Consider the following 21,352-nt stretch of genomic DNA (forward strand, 5'->3'; position numbering starts at 1 on the left):
GAAGTATTAAAAGCCGGAGTTTATCACTTGACACTTAATAGGTTTTATATAATAATCGTTACTGTATTAGAATTATTCTAGTTTACCGAATAGTTAACTGAACTCAATCAGTGAAACTATTTCAAAAAATAATTCAACCATTCAAGGAGGAAATTAATCATGGCATTAATCGGCACTCAAGTTTTACCATTCACAGCTAACGCATTCCACAACGGAGAGTTCATCACTGTTACTGAAGAAAACCTTAAAGGCAAGTGGAGCGTAGTTGTATTCTACCCTGCTGACTTCACATTCGTATGCCCAACTGAGCTTGAAGACATGCAAAACGAATATGCTACATTAAAAGAAATGGGAGCTGAAGTTTACTCTGTATCAACTGATACTCACTTCACTCACAAAGCATGGCATGACCACTCAGAAGCTATCGGCAAAATCGAGTACATCATGATCGGCGACCCTTCACAGAAGATCTCTCGCAACTTCGACGTATTGAACGAAGAAGATGGTCTTGCAGAACGCGGAACTTTCATCATCGATCCAGACGGCGTTATCCAAACTGTTGAAATCAATGCAGGCGGAATCGGCCGTGACGCTAGCCAGGTAGTAAGCAAGCTAAAAGCAGCACAATATGTACGCAACAACCCAGGTGAAGTTTGCCCTGCCAAGTGGAAAGAAGGCGGAGAAACTCTTAAGCCAAGCCTTGATCTTGTAGGAAAGATTTAAGGGGTACACTCCCATGTTATTAGACGCAGAAATTAAAGCACAATTAGCCCAATATCTTCAAATGATGGAGGGCGATGTGCTGCTTAAAGTTAGCGCAGGATCGGATGATGTATCACGAGACATGCTGGCTTTAGTAGACGAATTGGCAACAATGTCATCCCATATTAAAGTGGAGCATGCAGAATTAGAAAGAACACCTAGCTTCAGTGTCAACCGCCCTGGTGAAGACACTGGCGTGACTTTCGCGGGCATTCCTTTAGGACATGAATTCACTTCATTAGTCCTGGCTCTATTGCAGGTTAGCGGAAGAGCTCCTAAGGTAGACCAGAAAGTCATCGATCAGGTAAAAGCGATTAAAGAAGAATATCGTTTTGAGACTTATGTCAGCCTCAGCTGCCATAACTGCCCTGATGTGGTGCAGGCCTTGAACCTGATGAGCATTTTAAACCCTGGCATTTCCCATGTCATGATTGATGGCGCAGCTTTTAAAGATGAAGTTGAAAGCAAGCAGGTCATGGCCGTGCCAACAGTCTTCCTGAATGGTGAAACATTCGGAAGCGGACGTATGTCCCTAGAAGAAATCCTTGCAAAAATGGGTTCAGGCCCTGATGCATCTGAATTGAACGATAAAGAACCTTACGATGTCCTTGTTGTCGGTGGCGGACCAGCTGGTTCGAGTGCGGCAATCTATGCGGCTCGTAAAGGAATCCGTACAGGAATCGTGGCAGAGCGCTTCGGCGGACAAGTTATGGATACTTTGGGCATCGAGAACTTCATCAGTGTGAAGCATACTGAAGGTCCAAAGCTTGTCGCTAGCCTTGAAGAGCATGTGAAAGAGTATGGCGTTGACATCATGAACTTGCAGCGTGCAAAACGCCTGTCGAAAAAAGATCTAATTGAGCTTGAACTTGATAATGGTGCAGTCCTTAAGAGTAAAACTGTCATCATCTCTACTGGTGCCCGCTGGCGCAATGTCAATGTACCAGGAGAAGCTGAGTTCAAGAACAAAGGTGTTGCTTACTGCCCTCACTGTGACGGTCCATTGTTCGAAGGGAAAGATGTTGCGGTAATCGGCGGAGGAAACTCCGGTATTGAAGCAGCAATCGACCTTGCGGGTATTGTAAAACACGTTACAGTCATCGAGTTCAACCCTGAACTTAAAGCTGACCAAGTTTTACAAGACCGACTGCACAGCCTTCAGAACGTTACAGTTGTGACGAACGCACAGACAAGTGAAATTACCGGAACAGACAAAGTTAACGGTATTACGTACATCGACCGTGCTACAGGTGAAGAACACCATGTTGAATTGCAAGGTGTATTCGTCCAGATCGGCCTTGTACCGAACACAGAATGGCTTGGTGACACGCTTGAGCGCACTCGCTTTGGTGAGATTGTCGTAGACAAGCATGGTGCCACAGACCTTCCTGGCGTCTTCGCTGCAGGCGACTGCACGGACAGTGCCTACAAACAGATCATCATTTCAATGGGATCAGGTGCAACCGCAGCATTAGGTGCGTTTGATTACTTGATTCGTAACTAATATAAGACCGCTTTGCTGCTAGATGTTTTTGACATCCTTAAATTTCCGAAAGTTGACGGTATTGCCTGTCCAGAATTAGTCGATTATAATGTCCGTATATAATTCGAAACATTTCGACATTTATTCTGGAGAAAGGAAAAGACGTCCCCCATAATGTATAACTGCGCCAACAGTTATACAGGAGACGTCCCACAAAAAAGTATATGGTTATTGTATCAGATTATCAGCTGATTGAAAACACTCTTACTGGAGTTTTTAGTTAGGGGTGCGGGGAGGATCCCTTCCCCTTGCTGTGGTAAAGACATGTTGGTTAGAGGTACAAAGAATCGAAAAGCCAAGGATCATACAGGTCAGAGTAAAACATATAACATCCGAAGAATGCAGTGCACCAATTGTCAGACCATCCATCATGAACTTCCAGATTTATTGATTCCTTATAAACGCTATGAGGCTGAATGTATCGAAGACGTTCTTACGAACCCATCCACCCACATTGTTGCTGCCGAAGATTCCACTCTTTCAAGATGGCACGGTTGGTTTCATCAATTAATGGATTATTGGATCGGCTGTTTGAACTCCATCATGATCAGGACCAACCAGGGAAAGATCCCCCAGGATGTTACGTCCAAATGTTCAGGGACCGCACTTCAAAGGATAGGACGCTTGGTAGGAGATGCCAATGGATGGCTGACAAGAATTGTCCGGCCCATCGCAAATATAAATTTATGGTTACACACCCGTTCCGCATTCATTGTCCAATAGAACCTGATTTACACTCGTGATAGACACAGAGAGGAGAATGTATCATGAGTGATCATAAGAAATCAGAAGAATTGGCAGTGCAGCGTTTTCAGCTGATATCCCCTTTATTGGCAGAGGGGCTTGACGCTGGGAAAGTAAAGGAGTTAAGAGACCAGATAGCGAAGGCTAGCGGTCTTTCTGAAAGAACCATCAGGCGATATTTGGCTCAATTTCAGGTAGATGGGTTTGGAGGACTAAAGCCGCAAGGAAGAAAAGGTGCTCAAAAGTCTGAGGCTATCCCTCCTCATTTATTGGAACAGGCAATCCTTCTGCGTAAGGAAGTGCCGAGCCGGAGCGTGGCTCAAATCATACAGATACTCGAGTGGGAAGGGTTGGCTGAACCAGGGCAGATCAAAAGGTCAACGCTCCAGGAAAAGCTCACTGAAAAAGGTTACAGCACACGGCATATGCGACTCTACTCCCAGACAGGAGTAGCTGCCAGGAGATTTCAGAAGCGACATCGCAACCAACTCTGGCAATCAGATATCAAGTATGGCCCTTACCTGCCAATTGGTCCGAATGGAATGAAGAAACAAGTATATCTTGTCGCCTTTATCGACGACGCCACCAGATTTGTGCTTCACGCAGCTTTCTACCCTACTTTGGATTCAAGGATCATTGAAGATGCCTTTCGGCAGGCCATACAAAAGTATGGTGTTCCAGAAGCTGTTTATTTTGATAATGGAAAGCAATATCGAACCAAATGGATGTCGCGTACCTGCTCAAAAATAGGCACCCGCCTTACATACACAAGGCCATACTCAGCTGAATCAAAAGGGAAAATTGAACGCTTTAACAGAGTAATAGATTCATTCATAAGTGAGGCTGTCATCGAAAAACCCAATACACTTGATCGTCTGAATGAGCTTTTCCAAGTGTGGCTGACAGAGTGTTATCAGAATAAGCCTCATTCTGCACTTGGGGAGAAAATCAGCCCGGAAACGGCATTTCGTTCAGATAAGAAAGCGATTCGGTTCATCGATCCGGATACGTTGAGTAATGCATTTCTCCATTGTGAAACGAGGAAAGTTGATAAATCAGGATGCATCAGTTTCATGGATCAAAAATATGAGGTGGGCCTGACATTCATTGGACGACAGGTTGAAGTTGTTTATGACCCTGCGAATATCGAGGAGCTAACCATTGAGTTCGAGGGTCATATTCCATGGAAAGCCAAGAAGCTGGTCATTGGGGAAAGAGCTGGGAAGCGTCCTGCATTACCTGAGCACCTGCAGGTGCAGGATGTAGAATCTTCAAGACTATTAAAGGCAGCTGAACGAAAGAACCAGGAACGTCAAACTGAACAGAAACCTGCCGTGACCTTCCGTGCCGTTTGGAAGGAGGATGATTCTCGTGTTTGAAGCCTTCTATGAAATGGATTACACACCTTTCGCCAGAGATCTTCCGACTGATCAATTGTATGATTCCTCGATGATGCAAGAAATCCTTGGAAGGCTGAAGTACACAGCTGAAAGACAGCTTTTCGCCGTTCTGAGTGGGGATAGTGGTACTGGAAAGACTACGACCATCCGTAAGTTTGTGGACAAATTGGATAAAAGGAAATTCCATATCCTTTACCTGTCTGACTCTAAGTTAACACCTCGGCATTTTTACAAAGGTCTTCTGGAACAGTTAGGCTCCGAAGCGAAGTTTTACCGGGGAGATGCAAAACGGCAGCTTCATCGTGAGATTGAATTAATGAAAGGCATACGAGGGCTACAACCTGTGGTGGTAGTGGATGAAGCCCATCTTCTGGACCGTGAAATGCTTGAAGAGGTTCGTTTCCTACTGAACTTCAAAATGGATTCGCAAAGCCCGATGGCGCTTATCCTTGTCGGTCAAAGTGAATTATGGGATCGACTTCGGCTCCAATCATACGCAGCCATACGCCAAAGAATCGATATCCAATTTCAGCTAGGACATCTCGATCGTGCCCAAGTTGAAGAATATGTTTCTAGGCACCTTCGTTATGCCGGAGTTGACCAACCAATATTCTCTGACGGGGCTCTCGATGAAATCCATCGGTTTTCTGGTGGTGCCGCAAGGCTCATAGATAAACTCTGCACGCATAGTCTACTCTATGGCTCACAAAATGGCCGAAGGATCATTGACGACCATATGATCAAGCAAGTCATCCAGGGTGAACTTTCATGAAAAGCCGTTGGAAAGAAATGAATTACAATGAAGAGTTGGATTGTTGGGTTGTATTTTGGGGGGACAATGCTGGTTATAAGATGCGATGTGGAGAATGGTTTGATCTTCATCTAGGTAATGGCAAGACTCTTTCCTGCCGTCTGGAACTGGGTAGGGATTGGTATATTTTCACTGGTCGTAACGACGTAAAGTTCTATCTTAAGAAAAACGAGACGTACCAAGTTGACTTGTAAAATCGTTGGGAAGCAGGAAAACTGCCTCCCTTTTCATTTTGGACAGGAAATCCGTCAGTTTTCGGACAATTAGTACCATCAATTTCCGGACATTGTAGAACGTCATTAACAGCTAGAATGGCAGTGGAGCGGTTTTTTTGTGTTGGTTCCCTAAAGTTAGGTTTTTTGAGGTCAACACCTCCACCGTTATGAATAGTTGGGGTTTTCTTGACAGTTTTGAGCTCTAACACCTGTAACCTGTCACGATAACGAGGTTTTCTTGACAGCTTTGAGCTCTAACACCTGAAACCTGTCACAATAACGGGGTTTTCTTGACAGCTTTGAGCTCTAGCACCTGTAATCTGTCACAATAACGAGGTTTTCTTGACAGCTTTTAACTCAAGCACCTGTAACCTGTCACAATAACGAACTTTTCTTGACAGCTTTGACCTCTACTCCTGGAAACCTGTCTGAATGATAGCTTTAACCCAACAAAAAAACCTTCAATCCAACTCGGATCAAAGGTTTTTAGTCATCTCTCAGTCTACTTCCATAGACAAATCAGCTATATACTCTTTCTTTATCACTTAGGCTCAGTATCTCTGCCGTGGATTCATGAATTTCATGGAACAACTCAGGATTGTCCACTAATGACACTCCATACGAAGGTACCATTTCTTTGATTTTATCTTTCCATTCGAACATTCTCTCTGGGAAGCATTTCTCCAGCACCTCAAGCATGACATTAACCGCAGTAGATGCTCCTGGGGATGCTCCTAGCAATGCGGCTACAGAGCCGTCAGAGGCGCTTACAACCTCTGTGCCGAACTGCAGGGTCCCTTTGCCTGTGTCGGTATCCTTGATGACTTGTACACGCTGTCCTGCGACGACGATACTCCAGTCCTCGCTCTTGGCATTGGGAATGAACTCACGGAGTTCTTCCATCCGTTTTTCATGAGAGAGCATTACCTGCTCAATGAGGTACTTAGTTAATGCCATTTCTTTCATGCCTGCAGCCAGCATAGTCACTACATTATTTGGTTTAACAGAACCAATCAAGTCCAGATTCGAACCTGTTTTCAGGAACTTCGGCGAGAAGCCGGCAAACGGTCCAAACAGCAAGCTCTTTTTGTTATCGATAAATCGTGTATCCAAGTGTGGCACAGACATCGGAGGAGCGCCTACCTTGGCTTTTCCGTATACCTTTGCATGGTGCTGCTCGACAACCTCAGGATTGTTGCATACCATGAATAATCCGCTCACCGGGAACCCGCCAATTTGCTTGGATTCTGGAATACCCGTTTTTTGCAGCAGAGGCAGACTGCCGCCTCCACCACCGATAAAAATGAATTTCGCATAATGGGATTCTGTTCTTCCGCTTTCAAGGTTCTTTACCTTTACTTCCCATGTCCCATCGCTGGCACGTTTGATATCTTTTACACTATGTCTATAGTTAATCTCAACGTTCTTACTTTCCAAATGCTCGAACAACATACGAGTTAACGCCCCAAAGTTAACATCTGTTCCTGATTCAATTTTGGTTGCCGCTATCGGATCATTAGATGTACGGCCCTCCATTACTAAAGGCATCCACTCCTTCAGCTTTGCTGGATCCTCAGAATACTCCATCCCTTGGAACATAGGTATATCTGAAAGCGCTTTAAATCGTTTTTTCAAAAACTCAACATTTTTTTCCCCTTCTACTAAACTCATATGAGGCAGCGGCCTGATAAAGTCCTGGGGATTGCGAATCAAATCGCTCTTTACAAGATGAGACCAGAATTGTCTTGAGATCTGAAACTGCTCATTTACGTTAATTGCTTTGCTAATATCTATTGAACCATCCGATTTTTCAGGTGTGTAGTTAAGTTCGCACAATGCGGCATGGCCAGTACCTGCGTTATTCCACTCATTCGAGCTTTCTTCGCCTGCTGAAGCAAGTTTCTCAAATACCTTGATTTCCCACTCTGGTGCTAACTCTTTCAGTAAGGATCCCAACGTCGCACTCATGACTCCGGCACCAATTAAGATAACGTCTGTTGCTTTCTGTACGTTGCTCATTATACCCTTCCTTGTCCATATATTTGAGTAGGCGCGCCAGCATATATACAACTTATGTGCACACCTTGATCGTTCGTTCAAACCTTAACATATTCAATTATAATGATTTATAGTTTGAAATTTCTACTATTTACTGATTATTATAAACTATTTTTCCATAGTAAAAAAGTGAGAAGTTGCTATATAAGGTTTAAGAATGACATGTCTATATGGGTTTTTATAAAATATAGCCCATTTCTATACGTACTTCTTTTTTCACTACATCTTCATTTGAATAAGAGATCGTATTGAATCCAATCAAATCGAATCCGCTTTTCATATAAAATTGGATAGCCGGATAATTAGAGGTTTGCGTTTCTAGATTAATCGCCCTTACGCCTAACTCAGCTGCTCTTTTCTTAGCCACTTCAATTAAACTTCTGCCAATCCCCTTTTTCTTAAAACGATCATCTACATATAGGTCATGAATTAATAAGGTATTATTCCATTCCATGTGTTGTATTACCATAACAGCAGCTTCTTCTTCACCAAACTCCGCCAAATAAACTTCTGACCCTTCCTTATAAGGTTCGAAAATTTCTTCTTCAAACCTTTTCACAAAAGGAAATTCAAATCTTTCTTCAGCCAATGAGAAGTTCCAACCATTATTCTGTCGTCCTATATGGATTTCATAATATTTTTCTGACGTATATTTATATACTACTTTTTTCCCTGCAGGAAAGTCTTTTAGATAGATTTGCCGAATCGTTATCACTATAATTTCTCCTGACTTTATTTAAAAATCTCACCTACTTATGGTAAGGTTCACCGTGGTAGTTTTAACGGTAAACTAGAAATGGAACAGATAAAGGATTTAAATAACTATCCTGCCCTGTTCCACTATAGTTTAAACCAAAAATTCAAGAATTCTTTAAGTCTAGTCATTTTTACTTTTCCAGGTCGTTAATGAATCTACGATAAGATTCTTCAAAATTGTAAGAAGGTAGCTTTCTTTTCCTATTTTTCATTTCAAGCCATATTCTTTCTCCTTCATCCAATAGAATCAACTCTCGAAAGTGAGCTAAACAGAGTATATCATCAGTAGATATTAGCCCAATATTATTATTATGACAATATGTTTTTACATCGTTTAAATTATTGCTTAGAACTGTACCTTCTTTAAAACGAGCAAGAGACATTGCAGCTGCTTCCCCTTTCCCAAGAGGCCTGGGGTCGTTGTCGGTTGAAGTTAACTTCAAAAACTCGTTACTCTCATCAGTACCTACCATTATATCTAATATTTTTATCTTATTATTAGCTATTTCAGTAGATAGTGTTTCAGGAACCCAGGAGTAATTAGAGAATGCTTTCAATTTATCTAATTCTTCTTTTACTTGTCGAGGTATGTAAATGTTATCTCCAAAAATTGAATATAATACATCTAATCTTCTAGCCCAAATAAATGAACTTATACAATCAGTATCAAAAATAAAAGGAGGAATCTCTGAAATAGATCTCATTCATTTTCCTCCTCGATCATATCAAAATCACCAAATAACACATCTGCTAATCCAGCCTCTAAAAGTAATTCTTCATACTTAGCATCAGAAATCAGACCTTTCTCTAAAGCTACAAGTGCCTTTTCTGCATAATCTGAAATAATTTTCTTTTCATTAGTTGGTAGGTATAAGCTTATATCCTTCCCTATTTTTAAGGCTTGTTTAATAACACCTGGTTTTAACTCCTGGGCTCTATGATTTGATAAAATTTGCATTTGTTTTAATCTATTTAGCATTGCATGATGACTAATGTTAAAATGTTGACCCAATTCAATAACATCATTAATATTTAAGTTTGTAATGTTCGATTCCATTCTATTAATTTGAAAAAGAACTGCTTCATCTGGAGCTAGTAAGTTTGCCGCAAACATGTCTGCTTTAAATTCAGAGGGCGATCTTTCATCAAATTGTCCCACTTTACATGCCCTTCCGTTTAGCTCAGTATCAAATCTAATATGATATAATTCATGTGCTCCAGTGAAAGATTGATGTCCTTTACTCTTTGCTGAATTTATAAATACAATTTCATTCTGTCCATTTCTTAGAAAAAATCCTGATATATCACTTTCAACAGGTTCGATAATTAAATTTATTCCAGAATCTCTTAAAATTTCTCTTATGTCTATACTACTAAAAGGACTAATCCCAAATTCTTTCCTAATATCTGAAGCTTGTTTTTTACATTTAATAATCCAGCTTTGACTCATATTCTTCACCTTTTAGATAAAATATTTTCAATCCAGTTTAGATTTTTTAAAAAAGTGTGCGACCTAGCTAGAATTTCTAAATCTTTATCATCTAGACCACTTGCTCGGAATGCTAATTCCACTGAATTTGAACTTGCATCTACTTCACTATTAGATAGAAAATACCCAGTTTCATACCCATATAAATCGGATAATTTATTTAGTGTAACCAAGTCGATCTCTCTAGAACCTGTCTCGTAATAGGATATTTGTTCACGTTTTACACCTAAGTAACTTGCCACTTTGGATTGAGTCAGGTCACAAGATTCCCTTGCCAATTTTAGTCTTAATCCCAAATTAGCGTAAAGAGTTGACATTCGGATTTCTCTCCTTCAAATAGTTTTTGTTTTTATTATATCTTATGATATTGTAACATATACGTTACAACCAAATAAATAATTTTATTTCTAAATGTATTAATAAGCAAGCATAGATGGATTATCTAAAAATCTTTCTACTTCATTTCTAAATTAATAAAAAATACCGTCCATAATTATTGAACGGTATTTAGTATATTAGATAGTTAATTTTAAGATACTGAAATCGTCTTCTTCCATCTTTTTAGCAATTATCCTAAAACCCTCATTAAAGAGTGATTCAACTGCTCTATAAGGGGCTGTCACTTCAGGAAAGAGAGCTTGTATTAATGCTTTAATCTCCCCGTCTGCATCAAAACTTCCAACATTCCAGATTGTTTCTGTACTTTCAGAACCTGTAGGTTTAACATTATTATTTATTGCTACTGACATTGCAAGCTTTGCAATGTCCATACGATCATTAAAAAAGCCACTTTCAAGTAAAGTCATCATTGTTTTTCTATTTGATTCTGTAAGTCCTATGGTTCGTTTATCTTCCACAAACTAGACCTCCAATCTTTTAACTATTTTAGTATGTCTTGCTGATATTCTTTCGAGTTTATATTCCTTTTTAAGTCCACCTAATAATATTCTTCTTGCAGTTTGCGGCTTTAGTTCTCGTTCATATACTAATAAAGCTACCTGGTTGGCCATTATTGGTAATGAAGCAACCACGTTAGTTGTATGAGTATCATCCAATCTTCCAAAAGGCGAGTCCATTATTATTGGTCCTTGAAGCGGTGCATTTTTCTGCAAAGCTCCCATTAGTGACAAAGCAACAATATGTTCAGCACCTGCAGATCTGATTGGTATAATTTCTCCATCTTCATGTACAATAGTTAACCCATAACTCTCATTTATGGAAAGACCAACATATTCATTCTCACTGGTTAAATTGACAAATAGCTCCGAAGCATCTTTTTCTACCTTTTTTCTGAGATTATCTCTATAAACAGAAACAGCTTCAGCAAATAGGTTGTATAAATCACCATATAGTTCCCTTCTTTTACGTTCATTTTGAATATCGGCTCCACCCTCTTGGCTTAACCTTCTTTCTAGCTTCTCAATATCAGCTAGTTTCTCATTAAGGATTTTTTCTTCTTCTTTAATTGCATCTTCAGTTAATGTTGTTTCTTTTATATTTTTTTCATAATCGGAACGTTGTGTTCTAATATTCTTTGAATCAATACCTGTAATAGATTCATTAATTTCATCTATCTTATCTTTTTTATTAGCAATTTCAATTCGGTACTCTTCAATGCTGTCACTTAATTCATTAACAAGATCAGCACTGTTATTTGTTTGAAATGACTTTAAAACTGCATTCATTTGAATTAAACTATTTATATCCTCATCTTCTTCGGAATCGTTTATATTATAACTTTCAAATGCTTCCCGTAGCTTCATTTCCGTAGAAGTATCAACTTCTCTGTAACAAGTTGGGCAAGATCCTTCCTGAATAGCCTTCATTAAATTATTTGCAATTTCTTTAGAAACAGCCATTTTAGTTTGTCGATCTTTAATTTCTTGAATTCTTCCTTCTAATCCTTCTCTAACTTCAGATATTTTGTTAGATAAACTACCCCTCCATATATTAGACATAACATCCTTAATTCTGAGTTCCTTCTCTTCAAGTTTTTTAGAAAGTTCCTTAATTTCAGAATCCAATCTATCTCTTTCATCCAAAAGACTTTCTGCTCTTTCAAATCGTCTTAATTCCTCTTCAAGCCCGAGTTTATCACCTTTTAACTCCTCTAATAAGACTTTAAGTCTATTTATCTCTGATTGATGATATGAACATTGTTCATTAAGTTCTTCTAAATGAGTACCTAGCTCTCTTGTCTTTTGATCTTTTTGAGCAGCTTTTGACTCTTGTTTTTGTGCTTCTTGATGCAAATGTTTTAAGTCACCTCGAGCATTTTGGAGAATTGGTACCCCCAATATTCTTTCAATTGCATCCTTGATTTTTTTTCCCATATCACTTTCATCACGAAGAAGATCTTCATATTCTTGTAAAAGCTCTCCATCAAATAGAAAGAATCTTGAAACCTGTTCTGGCATAACCCTTCCTAGAACTACATCTTTTTCGGTTGGACTTAAAAAATTTCCATCTCTTCTTAAAAATGATTCTTCTTTGTAGTCATAATCACCCTTTGGTTCTTTAACCCCTGATCGAGGAATTAATTGTCTTGTTAATTCATAATTTATCCCTTCATGGGTAAAATTTAAGACAACTTTAAAACCAAATTCACCTTCAACTCCACTTTCCCAATTACTCATGTCATGTAAAGATACTACTCTAGATCCACGACTAAGAACTTTTCCGAAAAGTGCATATCTAAAAGCATTCAATAAAGAAGTTTTTCCTCTCATATTCTCTCCATATACAATTGTTACTCCTCCATCTTTAGGAAATTCAATTGTATTTACTTCTTTATAAGGACCAAATCTTTCTATATCAATTCTATTTAGTATAAGCATTACTCTCCCCCATTTAAGCTTTCTTCTACTACTTTACTAATTTTTTTAAAGATATCTGTTCTTTCTTCCACTGCCTCTGCTTCTATAAGTAAAATCTTTTCTACAAGGTCTTTTGAGAGATTAGGGTATTTTTCGCTCCTTATCTCTTCAACAGTTTTTAACAGATCTTCTATACTATTCTTCATCATCTTCAAACCCTTTCTCTGATATTGATTTGTAATCTAATCCGAGATGAAGTAGAATGCGTCTTAACTCATATATTGAACTAGGATTTTCTGCACCTTCACCAAATTCTATTGCTCTTGCTATCTCACTTTCAATTAGATTAAGGCTATCATTATCTTGGATTGATCTAATATTTGGTCTAACAACAACATCATGGATGAAAGATAATAATTTTCCACTGGATCTTCTCAGCACTCTTCCTCTTCGTTGAATGAACTCTCTGGGGTTTTTTGAAGAAGCTAATATTAATGCATGTGAGACAGCTGGTATATCTACACCTTCATCAAGACATCTAATACTTACTACAATGCCTCCGTTCATCTCAAAAAACTTTAGTGTTTGTTCTTTGTCACCTTGCATTGAAGAATGATACTCCATTGCATTAAATCCATTAAGATTAAGTGCTGTTAATACATCATTTAATTGTGTTTGTGAGTCACAATAAACTATCCATCTTTGACCCTCTTGAAAATTCTCAGATATAATTCTAACTGCAATTTCAACTTTTCTTTGAGCAGATTTTATTACACGTGCCCTCTCAATTAACATATTTTTCAATCTATTTTCTAGATTATTATCCTGTACCTGTTGACTTGAATTAATAGCATAGGCTTTTTTTATTCTATTTGTGATAAGATCCCATTGTTCCTGCTCTTGGTCTGTTAATTCAATGCTATGAACAAAGTACATATATCTAGTTAATGCTCTAGATTTAATAGCATCTTGTAAAGTAAAAGGAGGTGGAATGACTCCATTAAAATAATTAAATATAGCTTGTGTTCCCTCAGGATCTCCCGCTCTTCTTGGTGTAGCACTAAGTCCTAATCTGGGTCCACTATTTAATTTGAAGATATTTCTATTTTGATTACTTCCCATTCGATGTACTTCATCCGCTACAATAAATAAATGTTCTCCTTGGCGAATGGAAGCAAGAAATTGTTCGCTTGATGCGGTTTGTAACATAGCTATTATTATTCTCGGTTTTGCGCTCTTTTTACTCCATGCTGATAACAAATTATTTTGTTTCCAGCGGGTATTGCCTCCGCCACAAAGAAGTACTTGAGGTTCCAGGTCCTCAAAAGTTGTCCTAACTTCTTCTGCCCATTGTTTTAACAGTAATTCACTTGGAACTAATATTAAAGGTGTTTCTTCCCTTTGAAGGGAATCTCGGATAGCGCATAATGCAGTAAATGTCTTTCCACTACCAGTGGCATGCTCAAAGATCCCTCGACGACCAGAGTCTATCCAATCTAATAGGGCTTTCGTTTGGTGGGGCCTTGGTTTTCTTCCACCAGGTTTAATATCGGCTGATAATTGATTTCCCATGTTCAATTCAGTAACAATTTCATCAACCAATTCTGGCCATTCAGAAGTATCGATATCCTTTAGCAATTCTTGGCGTACTACATCTGGGAAATCAATAACTTCTGTACTTGTATATTCATCTTTCCAAAGAGAACTGAAATACTTTTTTTCTTCTTCTACTCGTAGTCTATCCCTTTCACCATCCCAAGTAACATAAACGTCCACAGATTCAATATTTCCATCATTAGCTAATCCACTATAAGTTTCATTCATAGACCCTTTAAAGACCACACTATTATTTTCATTATCAGTAAAAATACCGACCTTATCATGGAAAATTCTTTTGTGTCTTGGATCCAGTTTGTCCTTTATAAAGGCAATTTTAATATCAATAATGCCTAAGGCAACTAATGCTGCTAAAACCCTCGCTGGTTTGTGGAGATAGGGATTTTGAAATAGATCTTTTACCTCTTCTAGCAATTCTGATGTTTGCCTTTCTAGACGTTCGATATAACCTTCTTCAACAGCTTCTATATCAGCTTTTGAGATTACAGGGGAACAAATAATTCTCATCTTCCCACCATTATTAACAAAGTTCTTTAATGAATTCCAAGCTATAATATAAATAGTACTGCTAAAGAAACCAACTGCTCTATCGTAATATTTTGACCGCCCCATTACGGGCAAATAAAATTCAGCAGCAATATCATTATCCCCCTTATGATATGCAGGAAGTAAACTTAACTCAGATAGATTGCTCATACTAGCCCTCCTATTAATCTTTGTCTAGTTATCTGCATTCGTAGCATTAGAGCCTCACTCAACTTGTTTGATGGGGATGTGATAACTATTTCCGTACCTTGTCCCCGAATTCTTCTCTCCTGCTGAGCCACTTTTCCAGCAAAGGCTTCGTAAACTGTTTCCGCTCTTACTTGTATATTCCTAGAATAAGAGAAATTTGGATACATCCCTGAATCCCAAATACAAAATACATCAAGTTCGGAATGGTATCCTGCTACGATAACGATCCTTCCACCTGATGAATCAAAAGAAGCTCTTTCTCCTCTCCCTTGCCCTGGTATTATTAACTGAATTTTATGTTCCCCCATCGTTCTTCCACCAGGAGGATGAGTAAGATTATAAAGGTATAATCTTATATATCTAGGTAATGGCATCTTACAATCTATTTCTAAAGGCTTTTGGTCGAGGTCTGTATAATCTATAACTTTTTCTCCTAAAGCATTAATGAATGCAGTATGGAGTTCTTTGTTTGTAAGCCTTTCTCTATCAGACATTTTAATCCCCTTTTCAAGAATCTGGTTATATAAAAATCGGCTAAATTATCTATATATAAATAATAAACTATCTGGTAGTTTAAAGGAAGTTGAGTGGTAGTATTAATTTACTACTTTCTATGGAAACTATTGTATTTTCTTTGAAAATTACCACTTGTAATTATTTTTTTATAAATATATAATTATAGGAGCTCTTTCAATGGAGGCCTAAAATTGTGGATACTAATTTAGAAAATAATTTAGAAAACAGTACAAAAGTAAAAAAAAAGAAAAGCAGCAGTTAGAAAATTAGTTGAAGAAGATGTAGTATATAACAATATTGAGAATAAAACATTAGGCAAACCATACTACCAGACAAGTTTAGGTAAAGCGTATCATGGGGACTCATTAGAATTATTAAAAAAACTCCCTGATAGCTCCATTAACCTGGTTATGACATCTCCACCTTTTGCATTAGTTAAGAAAAAAAAATATGGTAATGTTTCGTCAGAAGAGTACCTTGATTGGTTTAGACCATTTATTAAAGAGATATATCGTGTGCTGACTAAGGATGGAAGTTTTGTTCTAGATATAGGAGGTAGTTGGGTGAAGGGTTCACCGACTAAATCATTATATCAATTTGAACTAATGATAATGATAGTGAAGGAATTTGGTTTTCACCTTGCTCAAGATTTTTATTGGTATAATCCTTCCAAACTACCTACGCCTGCAGAATGGGTCACCATTAGAAGAATCAGGGTAAAAGATGCTGTTAATACAGTATGGTGGTTTTCGAAAGCGGAATTCCCTAAAGCTAACAATAAAAATATATTAAAGCCTTATTCAAAATCAATGGAAGATCTATTAAAAAATGGTTATAAGCCTAACCTTAGACCTTCTGGACACAACATCTCAGATAAATTTCAAACAGACAATAAAGGAGCAATTCCTCCAAATTTAATAGATTTAGCAAACACCGAAAGTAGTAGTACTTATCTAAACTTATGTAAAAATTACAATCTAGAGGCACATCCTGCTAGATTCCCAATAGCACTCCCTGAGCTATTTATTAAGTTTTTAACTCATGAAAATGATATAGTATTTGATCCTTTTGGTGGAAGTAATACTACAGGAGAAGCATGCGAAATTAATAACAGAAGATGGCTTATTTCTGAATTGAATGAAGACTACCTAAAAGGGTCTATGTTTAGGTTCAACAGTCCTTTTAGTACATTAAATAATTTATAATCCCACCTTAGCAGGTGGGATTATTTTATTATAGTAAACTTTTTGCTTTAATATAGGAATTTATTTATAGATGACCTTTTTCCTTAAGGGAAATAAATTTGTCTGAGCACACAATTAGATGGTCTAAAACGTCAATACCAATAATCTTTCCTGCCTCTACTAACCGCTTAGTTACCTCAATATCTTCCCGACTTGGTGTTGGATCATTACTAGGATGATTATGGGCAACTATTACAGATGCAGAATTTGAAAGAATAGCTGGTTTCAGTACTTCCCTTGGATGTACAATACTTGCATTTAAACTACCTATGTGACAAATATTTATCGCAGTTGGTTGATTCTTCGTATCTAAACAAACAACTATAAAATACTCTCGATCTACTTCAACTAGGAATTGTTTTAATAATTTATAAGCATCCTCTGGCGATCTAACATTTCGATCTGGATAAAGAAAACTATTCTCTTTTACTAGCTTTAGGCTAACGATATTCACTCTCTTAGCGGGTTGCTTTTGGAATTGATCCATTTCTAATAACCTTAATTGTTCATTTTGTGTCGGTAAATAATTTTTCATTTTAGCATCCTCCATGATATATTTCAGTGTTTGGCTATAACACTAACGTGAAATTAAAAGAGGACAGATCTTCATCTGAAGATCCGCCCTCTTTTTCACCTAATAATTGATTTTTTGTTTTTCTATCAAAGTGTAATATTATTGATTGAACTTCTCTATTTATATTTAAAGTAATCTTATCAATCACTAGATTTAAGATAATTTTTTTCTTATCGTGATTAGCATTTCTAATAATATCGTTAAAATTATTCATTAAATTTTTTACCACATTAAAGTCAATTGGTTCTGAATTATTTAATCGAAGTTTTTCTTGAATGGACTCTTTAAGTTTTCTTTTGATTTCAACTTCTTCTGAAATAGTTCCAAGCCTATGTGACAAGTCCTCTTTAGAAATCATACCGTCCTCATATAACTCAAACCATTTACTCTTTTTACTGTCATACCCATGAATGTCTTTTTCAATTTGCAACAGTTGCTCCTCTAAGGGCTTTATCGTGCTTTTTCTTTTGCCATTTAAATTATTAACAATATCTCTTAATATATTTTCATTCAACAAACTCTCTTGTATTTTATTAAAAACGAATTCTTCTACCTTATCTGCTTTTACACTATTTGACCTACATGCAGCAGTACCTTTATTTCTCCAGGCACCACATTGATAGTATCTGTGTATGACATAGGTCCCATCCTTATGCTTTTTCTTTACCCGTCCTGCAACCATTGAGGACCCACAGGCAGGGCACTTTAGTAAACCAGTTAAAGGGTAAGAGCCACTATATATTCTATTAGGCTTATTTGACCTTTGACTATATAATTTTTGAACTTTTTCCCATAAATCCATAGTAATTATTGCATCATGCTCTCCATCAACAATTATAGGGTTATTATTTATCCCCTTTCTCCTCTTCTCACTCCAATTTTCTCTACGGTTATATCTAATCTTCCCAATATATATAGGATTCATCAGTATTTCTTTTACTGCATTTATCGAGAACATGTTTCCCTTTTTTGATTTATACCCCAGCTTATTAATATGATTTGTTAGACTCTTTAATCCCCTCCCTTCAGAGTATAATCTAAAGATATCCCTAACAATAAATGCCTCTCTATCCACCACCTCTAATTTTGTTTTATTATCATCTTTTTCACTCTTTACACTGATATATCCCAATACCTGACCACCATTCCACTTGCCAGATCTTGCTCGTTGTTTCATTCCCATTTTTACGTTATCTACTATGGTTTCTCTTTCAAACTCACCTATAGATGCTAATACATTCATCATTAACCTTCCTTGTGGAGTTGTTGTATCAAAGTGTTCTGAACAACTTTTAAAGTTAACATTGAATTTGTTTAATTCTTCAACTATCTTTAATAAATCTAAATGATTTCTTGCTAATCTGTTCGTTTTCCATACCCATACTTCATCAAACTTCTTTTCTTTTGCATCTTTAAGAAGTTGTTGAAGTTGCAGCCTTTTCTCAATAGATTTCCCGCTAATTCCACGATCAACGTAATAAGTCGTTACTTGCTTACCATCTAACTCAATCCGTTTTCTTACACTATCGATTTGTGCATCAATAGAATACCCTTCTTCTGCCTGCTCAGCAGTAGATACTCTTGCATAGATGACTGCTCTAATCATTTTCGTCACCAACCTTTAATGATAGTACATCCAATAGCACCTCGCTTATTAAAGAAATTAGTATTCCGTATGTCTTATGCTGTTCTATATGATTTTCCACCTGGTTTCCTCCTCGGTGAGCACAGAAATATCTTATTTCAATCCCGCTCTAATTTATAATATATAAATAAATATTTCTTAAAAACTAACTCTCTATCAATGAATACTAAACGCATAAAATTAATAGGATTTATAGATTTATTTACTGAATTAACCCCTTTTTAGGTGCCATTTTCATCTAGCTTTAAACCAATATATCCATTTAAATTTTCTCCATTTAAGCGAAATCTACTATGAATAATACCCTTTATTTGCTTCAAGCTCTTGTGAAAGGCTTTTTCATCAACAGGGATTATCCCCTTTTCATAACAGTATTCTCTGTATGCTTCCTCTAAATAAACTGTGTGTATTTTATACCTTGGGTCTTTTATACATTGCTCGTCAATAAACGTCTGTACACTGTTGTTTTCTCGTAAATAATCATTATATATATCTTCAACTTCATCACAGCTAGTAAAAACGTAATTGTTTTCAATTAATCTTTTTAGCCCATCTAAAGCCCACTTTACAATATACGACTTTTCATCAATTAGCTTATTTACTAAATTTATGTCTTGTCTTCTTTTCTCAGTTGGAAAGTTGAATGGTACTATAATTAATCTGTCTGAAAATGCTCTTGTTTTGTCTAAACCCACTATTCTAGGTAACTCATTTCCAGCAAATAAGAGAGCAGCTTTATTTGTAAAACTAAAAGGGCTTATATTTTTTTCTTCAGCGAGTATAGTGTCATTACCAGACACCGCCTTAATAATATCAGTCCTTTTAAGATTAATTTCTCCTGTTTCACCACAACAATTCAGCTTTTTTTTGTATAATTTTCCTAACCTAAATTTCTCACTCATATCATGTAGGCTTAGATTAGTACAGAACTCTTTTCCTACTATTTCCTCAAGTAGATTTATTACTACTGATTTTCCACTATCTTTTGGACCTACAAAATAGAGGATTATTTTTAAATCCCTAATATCAGAGAGGACATATCCGAAAATTTCCTGAAGTCTATTGTACAGATACGGATTTCCTCCAGTTATACTTCCCATAAATTTTTCAAAAGTTTTCCCTCTTGTAGTAAATCTATCTGGATATTCTGCATTTACAAAGTTTGTAAAGCAATAGTCTAATGATTTTTCATATATAATTCCATCTCTTGCATCAACAACACAGTTTAAGAAATTTATAAAAGTCTTATTACTGTTCAGGATCTCTTCTTCTATCACTAACTCCTCAAAGGAATGAAACCAATTTACTATTTCCCTAATTCTTCTACTAGTTATTGAAGGCTTATATTTTAAAGGTGTAATTTTCCTTATGATTGTTTCTGCTAATTGAGGCGTAACACCCTGATAATAACCAAGCTTCCTTTCCCCATAATATAAATTACCTTCCATAAGCAAGAAGTTATTTTCGTCTGACAAAAGTCGAGCAATCTTAAAATCTGAAATACTATCAGTCTTGTTCTTATTCAATTTATTATCAATATCTTGGAGAATTTCACTATTAATTAATTCATCTTTATCGGCATTTTTAAATTCAGCCTGTGTTTCTTCTTGTTTATATATTCTAATATAGCTTTTATTTTCAGTTTCTCGATGGATTCCTATAAGGTTTCCTCTAAGTCCATCTATGTTTTCCCCTAAAGAAATTCCTTTTTCATGATTTATATAATCAGCCAGTCCACCTTGTATTGTATTATCTAATAATGGAATATTACTGAATCTAGATTTCTTGCCCAATTTCCGCTACCTCCTTTCAGTATTAATTGGTGCTCATATACGGGGAAATAATTTCCCGAGTAATACCTCTTAGTAGGCGTTTAACTGGTTCATTATTTGCTGTGATAACTTCTCTTATAATTTCGGTTCTTTCACTATCAAAACTACAAAATGTCATACAGGACATTTGCATATCTTCCCAATAGATCAGGATTGAATCATCCATTGTCATTTCAGTCTTAGATGAAATTTTTATAAAATCCTCACTGCTATTATTAATTCGGTAAAACACCTTGTACTTATTATTCTTCCTACAATCAACTGCAATCACTATTTCTTCATTAAAGCTAAAATCCTCAATATTAGAGTATTTAATTTTGTTATTATCAAAAAAGCCAATAATTGAGACACCTTTCTTTTCTTTTTTCAATATTAGAGCTGAAAATGGATTAATTTGAGCTTGGGTAATACCAACTAAACTTGAACCCTTCTCATTAATTTTTAATGCGAAGTATTTATCAGGTGTTGTTTGGCATTCATTTAATAATTCATGTACCTTCTTTAAGTTCTCCAAATTTGATCTCTCCTTTTAATTTTTTTGAGGTTTACCACAACTAGATTATATAAAGGGATTCCTACCATTGAATACATAGAG

At 36.7% G+C, this 21,352-nt stretch carries 21 protein-coding genes; 7 read left to right on the forward strand and 14 right to left on the reverse strand.

What is annotated here, in order from left to right:
* The first annotated feature begins 159 nt into the window (after window positions 1-159).
* The 6 genes from ahpC to FOF60_RS24070 all read left to right on the forward strand — a co-directional run bounded on the left by ahpC (window position 160) and on the right by FOF60_RS24070 (window position 5,454).
* Window positions 160-723, forward strand: a complete 564-nt coding sequence (gene ahpC, locus FOF60_RS24045) for an alkyl hydroperoxide reductase subunit C (RefSeq protein WP_192472027.1) — start codon at window positions 160-162, stop codon at window positions 721-723.
* A gap of 13 nt (window positions 724-736) precedes the next feature.
* Entirely contained in the window at window positions 737-2,266 is a 1,530-nt protein-coding gene (gene ahpF / locus FOF60_RS24050) for an alkyl hydroperoxide reductase subunit F (protein WP_192472028.1), read from the forward strand.
* 231 nt (window positions 2,267-2,497) lie between these two features.
* On the forward strand, window positions 2,498-3,028 hold the full coding sequence (locus tag FOF60_RS24055) for a DUF6431 domain-containing protein (RefSeq protein WP_225650527.1): 531 nt from the start codon (window positions 2,498-2,500) through the stop codon (window positions 3,026-3,028).
* A gap of 44 nt (window positions 3,029-3,072) precedes the next feature.
* Window positions 3,073-4,428: a DDE-type integrase/transposase/recombinase gene (locus FOF60_RS24060; protein ID WP_192473827.1), complete on the forward strand. Its 1,356-nt coding sequence runs from the start codon at window positions 3,073-3,075 to the stop codon at window positions 4,426-4,428.
* Window positions 4,421-5,221, forward strand: a complete 801-nt coding sequence (locus FOF60_RS24065; RefSeq protein ID WP_192473828.1) for an ExeA family protein — start codon at window positions 4,421-4,423, stop codon at window positions 5,219-5,221. Before FOF60_RS24060 ends, FOF60_RS24065 begins: the two co-directional genes overlap by 8 nt.
* Window positions 5,218-5,454 carry a DUF5348 domain-containing protein gene (locus FOF60_RS24070; RefSeq protein ID WP_192473829.1) on the forward strand — a complete coding sequence of 79 codons (237 nt, stop codon included), beginning with the start codon at window positions 5,218-5,220 and terminating at the stop codon, window positions 5,452-5,454. The genes FOF60_RS24065 and FOF60_RS24070 overlap by 4 nt, the downstream gene beginning before the upstream one ends.
* Window positions 5,455-5,994: 540 nt before the next feature.
* Here FOF60_RS24070 and FOF60_RS24075 read toward each other — a convergent pair.
* The 10 genes from FOF60_RS24075 to FOF60_RS24120 form a co-directional block, all read right to left on the reverse strand.
* The gene (locus tag FOF60_RS24075) at window positions 5,995-7,515 is read right to left on the reverse strand and encodes a malate:quinone oxidoreductase (RefSeq protein WP_264647710.1); all 1,521 of its coding nucleotides are present in this window, start codon (window positions 7,513-7,515) and stop codon (window positions 5,995-5,997) included.
* Between the two features lie 196 nt (window positions 7,516-7,711).
* Window positions 7,712-8,248, reverse strand: a complete 537-nt coding sequence (locus FOF60_RS24080; RefSeq protein ID WP_192472693.1) for a GNAT family N-acetyltransferase — start codon at window positions 8,246-8,248, stop codon at window positions 7,712-7,714.
* Between the two features lie 172 nt (window positions 8,249-8,420).
* Window positions 8,421-8,993 (reverse strand): PIN domain-containing protein, encoded by a 573-nt coding sequence (locus tag FOF60_RS24085; protein ID WP_192472694.1) that lies wholly within the window; start codon window positions 8,991-8,993, stop codon window positions 8,421-8,423.
* Window positions 8,990-9,739 carry an ImmA/IrrE family metallo-endopeptidase gene (locus FOF60_RS24090; protein WP_192472695.1) on the reverse strand — a complete coding sequence of 250 codons (750 nt, stop codon included), beginning with the start codon at window positions 9,737-9,739 and terminating at the stop codon, window positions 8,990-8,992. The genes FOF60_RS24085 and FOF60_RS24090 overlap by 4 nt, the downstream gene beginning before the upstream one ends.
* Window positions 9,740-9,744: 5 nt before the next feature.
* Window positions 9,745-10,095 (reverse strand): helix-turn-helix domain-containing protein, encoded by a 351-nt coding sequence (locus FOF60_RS24095; RefSeq protein ID WP_192472696.1) that lies wholly within the window; start codon window positions 10,093-10,095, stop codon window positions 9,745-9,747.
* A 198-nt stretch (window positions 10,096-10,293) separates the two neighbouring features.
* Entirely contained in the window at window positions 10,294-10,635 is a 342-nt protein-coding gene (locus FOF60_RS24100) for a hypothetical protein (RefSeq protein ID WP_192472697.1), read from the reverse strand.
* Window positions 10,636-10,638: 3 nt separating this feature from the next.
* Window positions 10,639-12,615 (reverse strand): AAA family ATPase, encoded by a 1,977-nt coding sequence (locus tag FOF60_RS24105; protein ID WP_264647620.1) that lies wholly within the window; start codon window positions 12,613-12,615, stop codon window positions 10,639-10,641.
* Complete coding sequence (locus tag FOF60_RS24110; RefSeq protein ID WP_192472700.1) at window positions 12,615-12,803, reverse strand: hypothetical protein; 189 nt, start codon at window positions 12,801-12,803, stop codon at window positions 12,615-12,617. The genes FOF60_RS24105 and FOF60_RS24110 overlap by 1 nt, the downstream gene beginning before the upstream one ends.
* Window positions 12,790-14,907, reverse strand: coding sequence for a DEAD/DEAH box helicase family protein (locus tag FOF60_RS24115; RefSeq protein ID WP_192472701.1), 2,118 nt, complete (start codon window positions 14,905-14,907; stop codon window positions 12,790-12,792). The genes FOF60_RS24110 and FOF60_RS24115 overlap by 14 nt, the downstream gene beginning before the upstream one ends.
* On the reverse strand, window positions 14,904-15,440 hold the full coding sequence (locus FOF60_RS24120; RefSeq protein ID WP_192472702.1) for a hypothetical protein: 537 nt from the start codon (window positions 15,438-15,440) through the stop codon (window positions 14,904-14,906). The genes FOF60_RS24115 and FOF60_RS24120 overlap by 4 nt, the downstream gene beginning before the upstream one ends.
* Window positions 15,441-15,872: 432 nt before the next feature.
* Here FOF60_RS24120 and FOF60_RS24125 point away from each other — a divergent pair, with 432 nt between their 5' ends.
* Window positions 15,873-16,667, forward strand: a complete 795-nt coding sequence (locus tag FOF60_RS24125) for a DNA-methyltransferase (protein ID WP_192472703.1) — start codon at window positions 15,873-15,875, stop codon at window positions 16,665-16,667.
* A gap of 64 nt (window positions 16,668-16,731) precedes the next feature.
* Here the strand turns inward: FOF60_RS24125 and radC are convergent, their stop codons facing one another.
* From radC to FOF60_RS24145, 4 genes are all read right to left on the reverse strand, one after another.
* Window positions 16,732-17,241 carry a RadC family protein gene (gene radC, locus FOF60_RS24130; RefSeq protein ID WP_192472704.1) on the reverse strand — a complete coding sequence of 170 codons (510 nt, stop codon included), beginning with the start codon at window positions 17,239-17,241 and terminating at the stop codon, window positions 16,732-16,734.
* Between the two features lie 34 nt (window positions 17,242-17,275).
* Window positions 17,276-18,886, reverse strand: coding sequence for a recombinase family protein (locus tag FOF60_RS24135; RefSeq protein WP_192472705.1), 1,611 nt, complete (start codon window positions 18,884-18,886; stop codon window positions 17,276-17,278).
* A gap of 260 nt (window positions 18,887-19,146) precedes the next feature.
* Entirely contained in the window at window positions 19,147-20,718 is a 1,572-nt protein-coding gene (locus FOF60_RS24140; RefSeq protein ID WP_192472706.1) for a DNA primase family protein, read from the reverse strand.
* A 22-nt stretch (window positions 20,719-20,740) separates the two neighbouring features.
* Window positions 20,741-21,271 (reverse strand): hypothetical protein, encoded by a 531-nt coding sequence (locus tag FOF60_RS24145; protein WP_192472707.1) that lies wholly within the window; start codon window positions 21,269-21,271, stop codon window positions 20,741-20,743.
* Window positions 21,272-21,352 lie beyond the last annotated feature (81 nt).

The organism is Mesobacillus jeotgali, assembly GCF_014856545.2.
In the GTDB taxonomy this organism is placed as follows: domain Bacteria; phylum Bacillota; class Bacilli; order Bacillales; family Cytobacillaceae; genus Mesobacillus.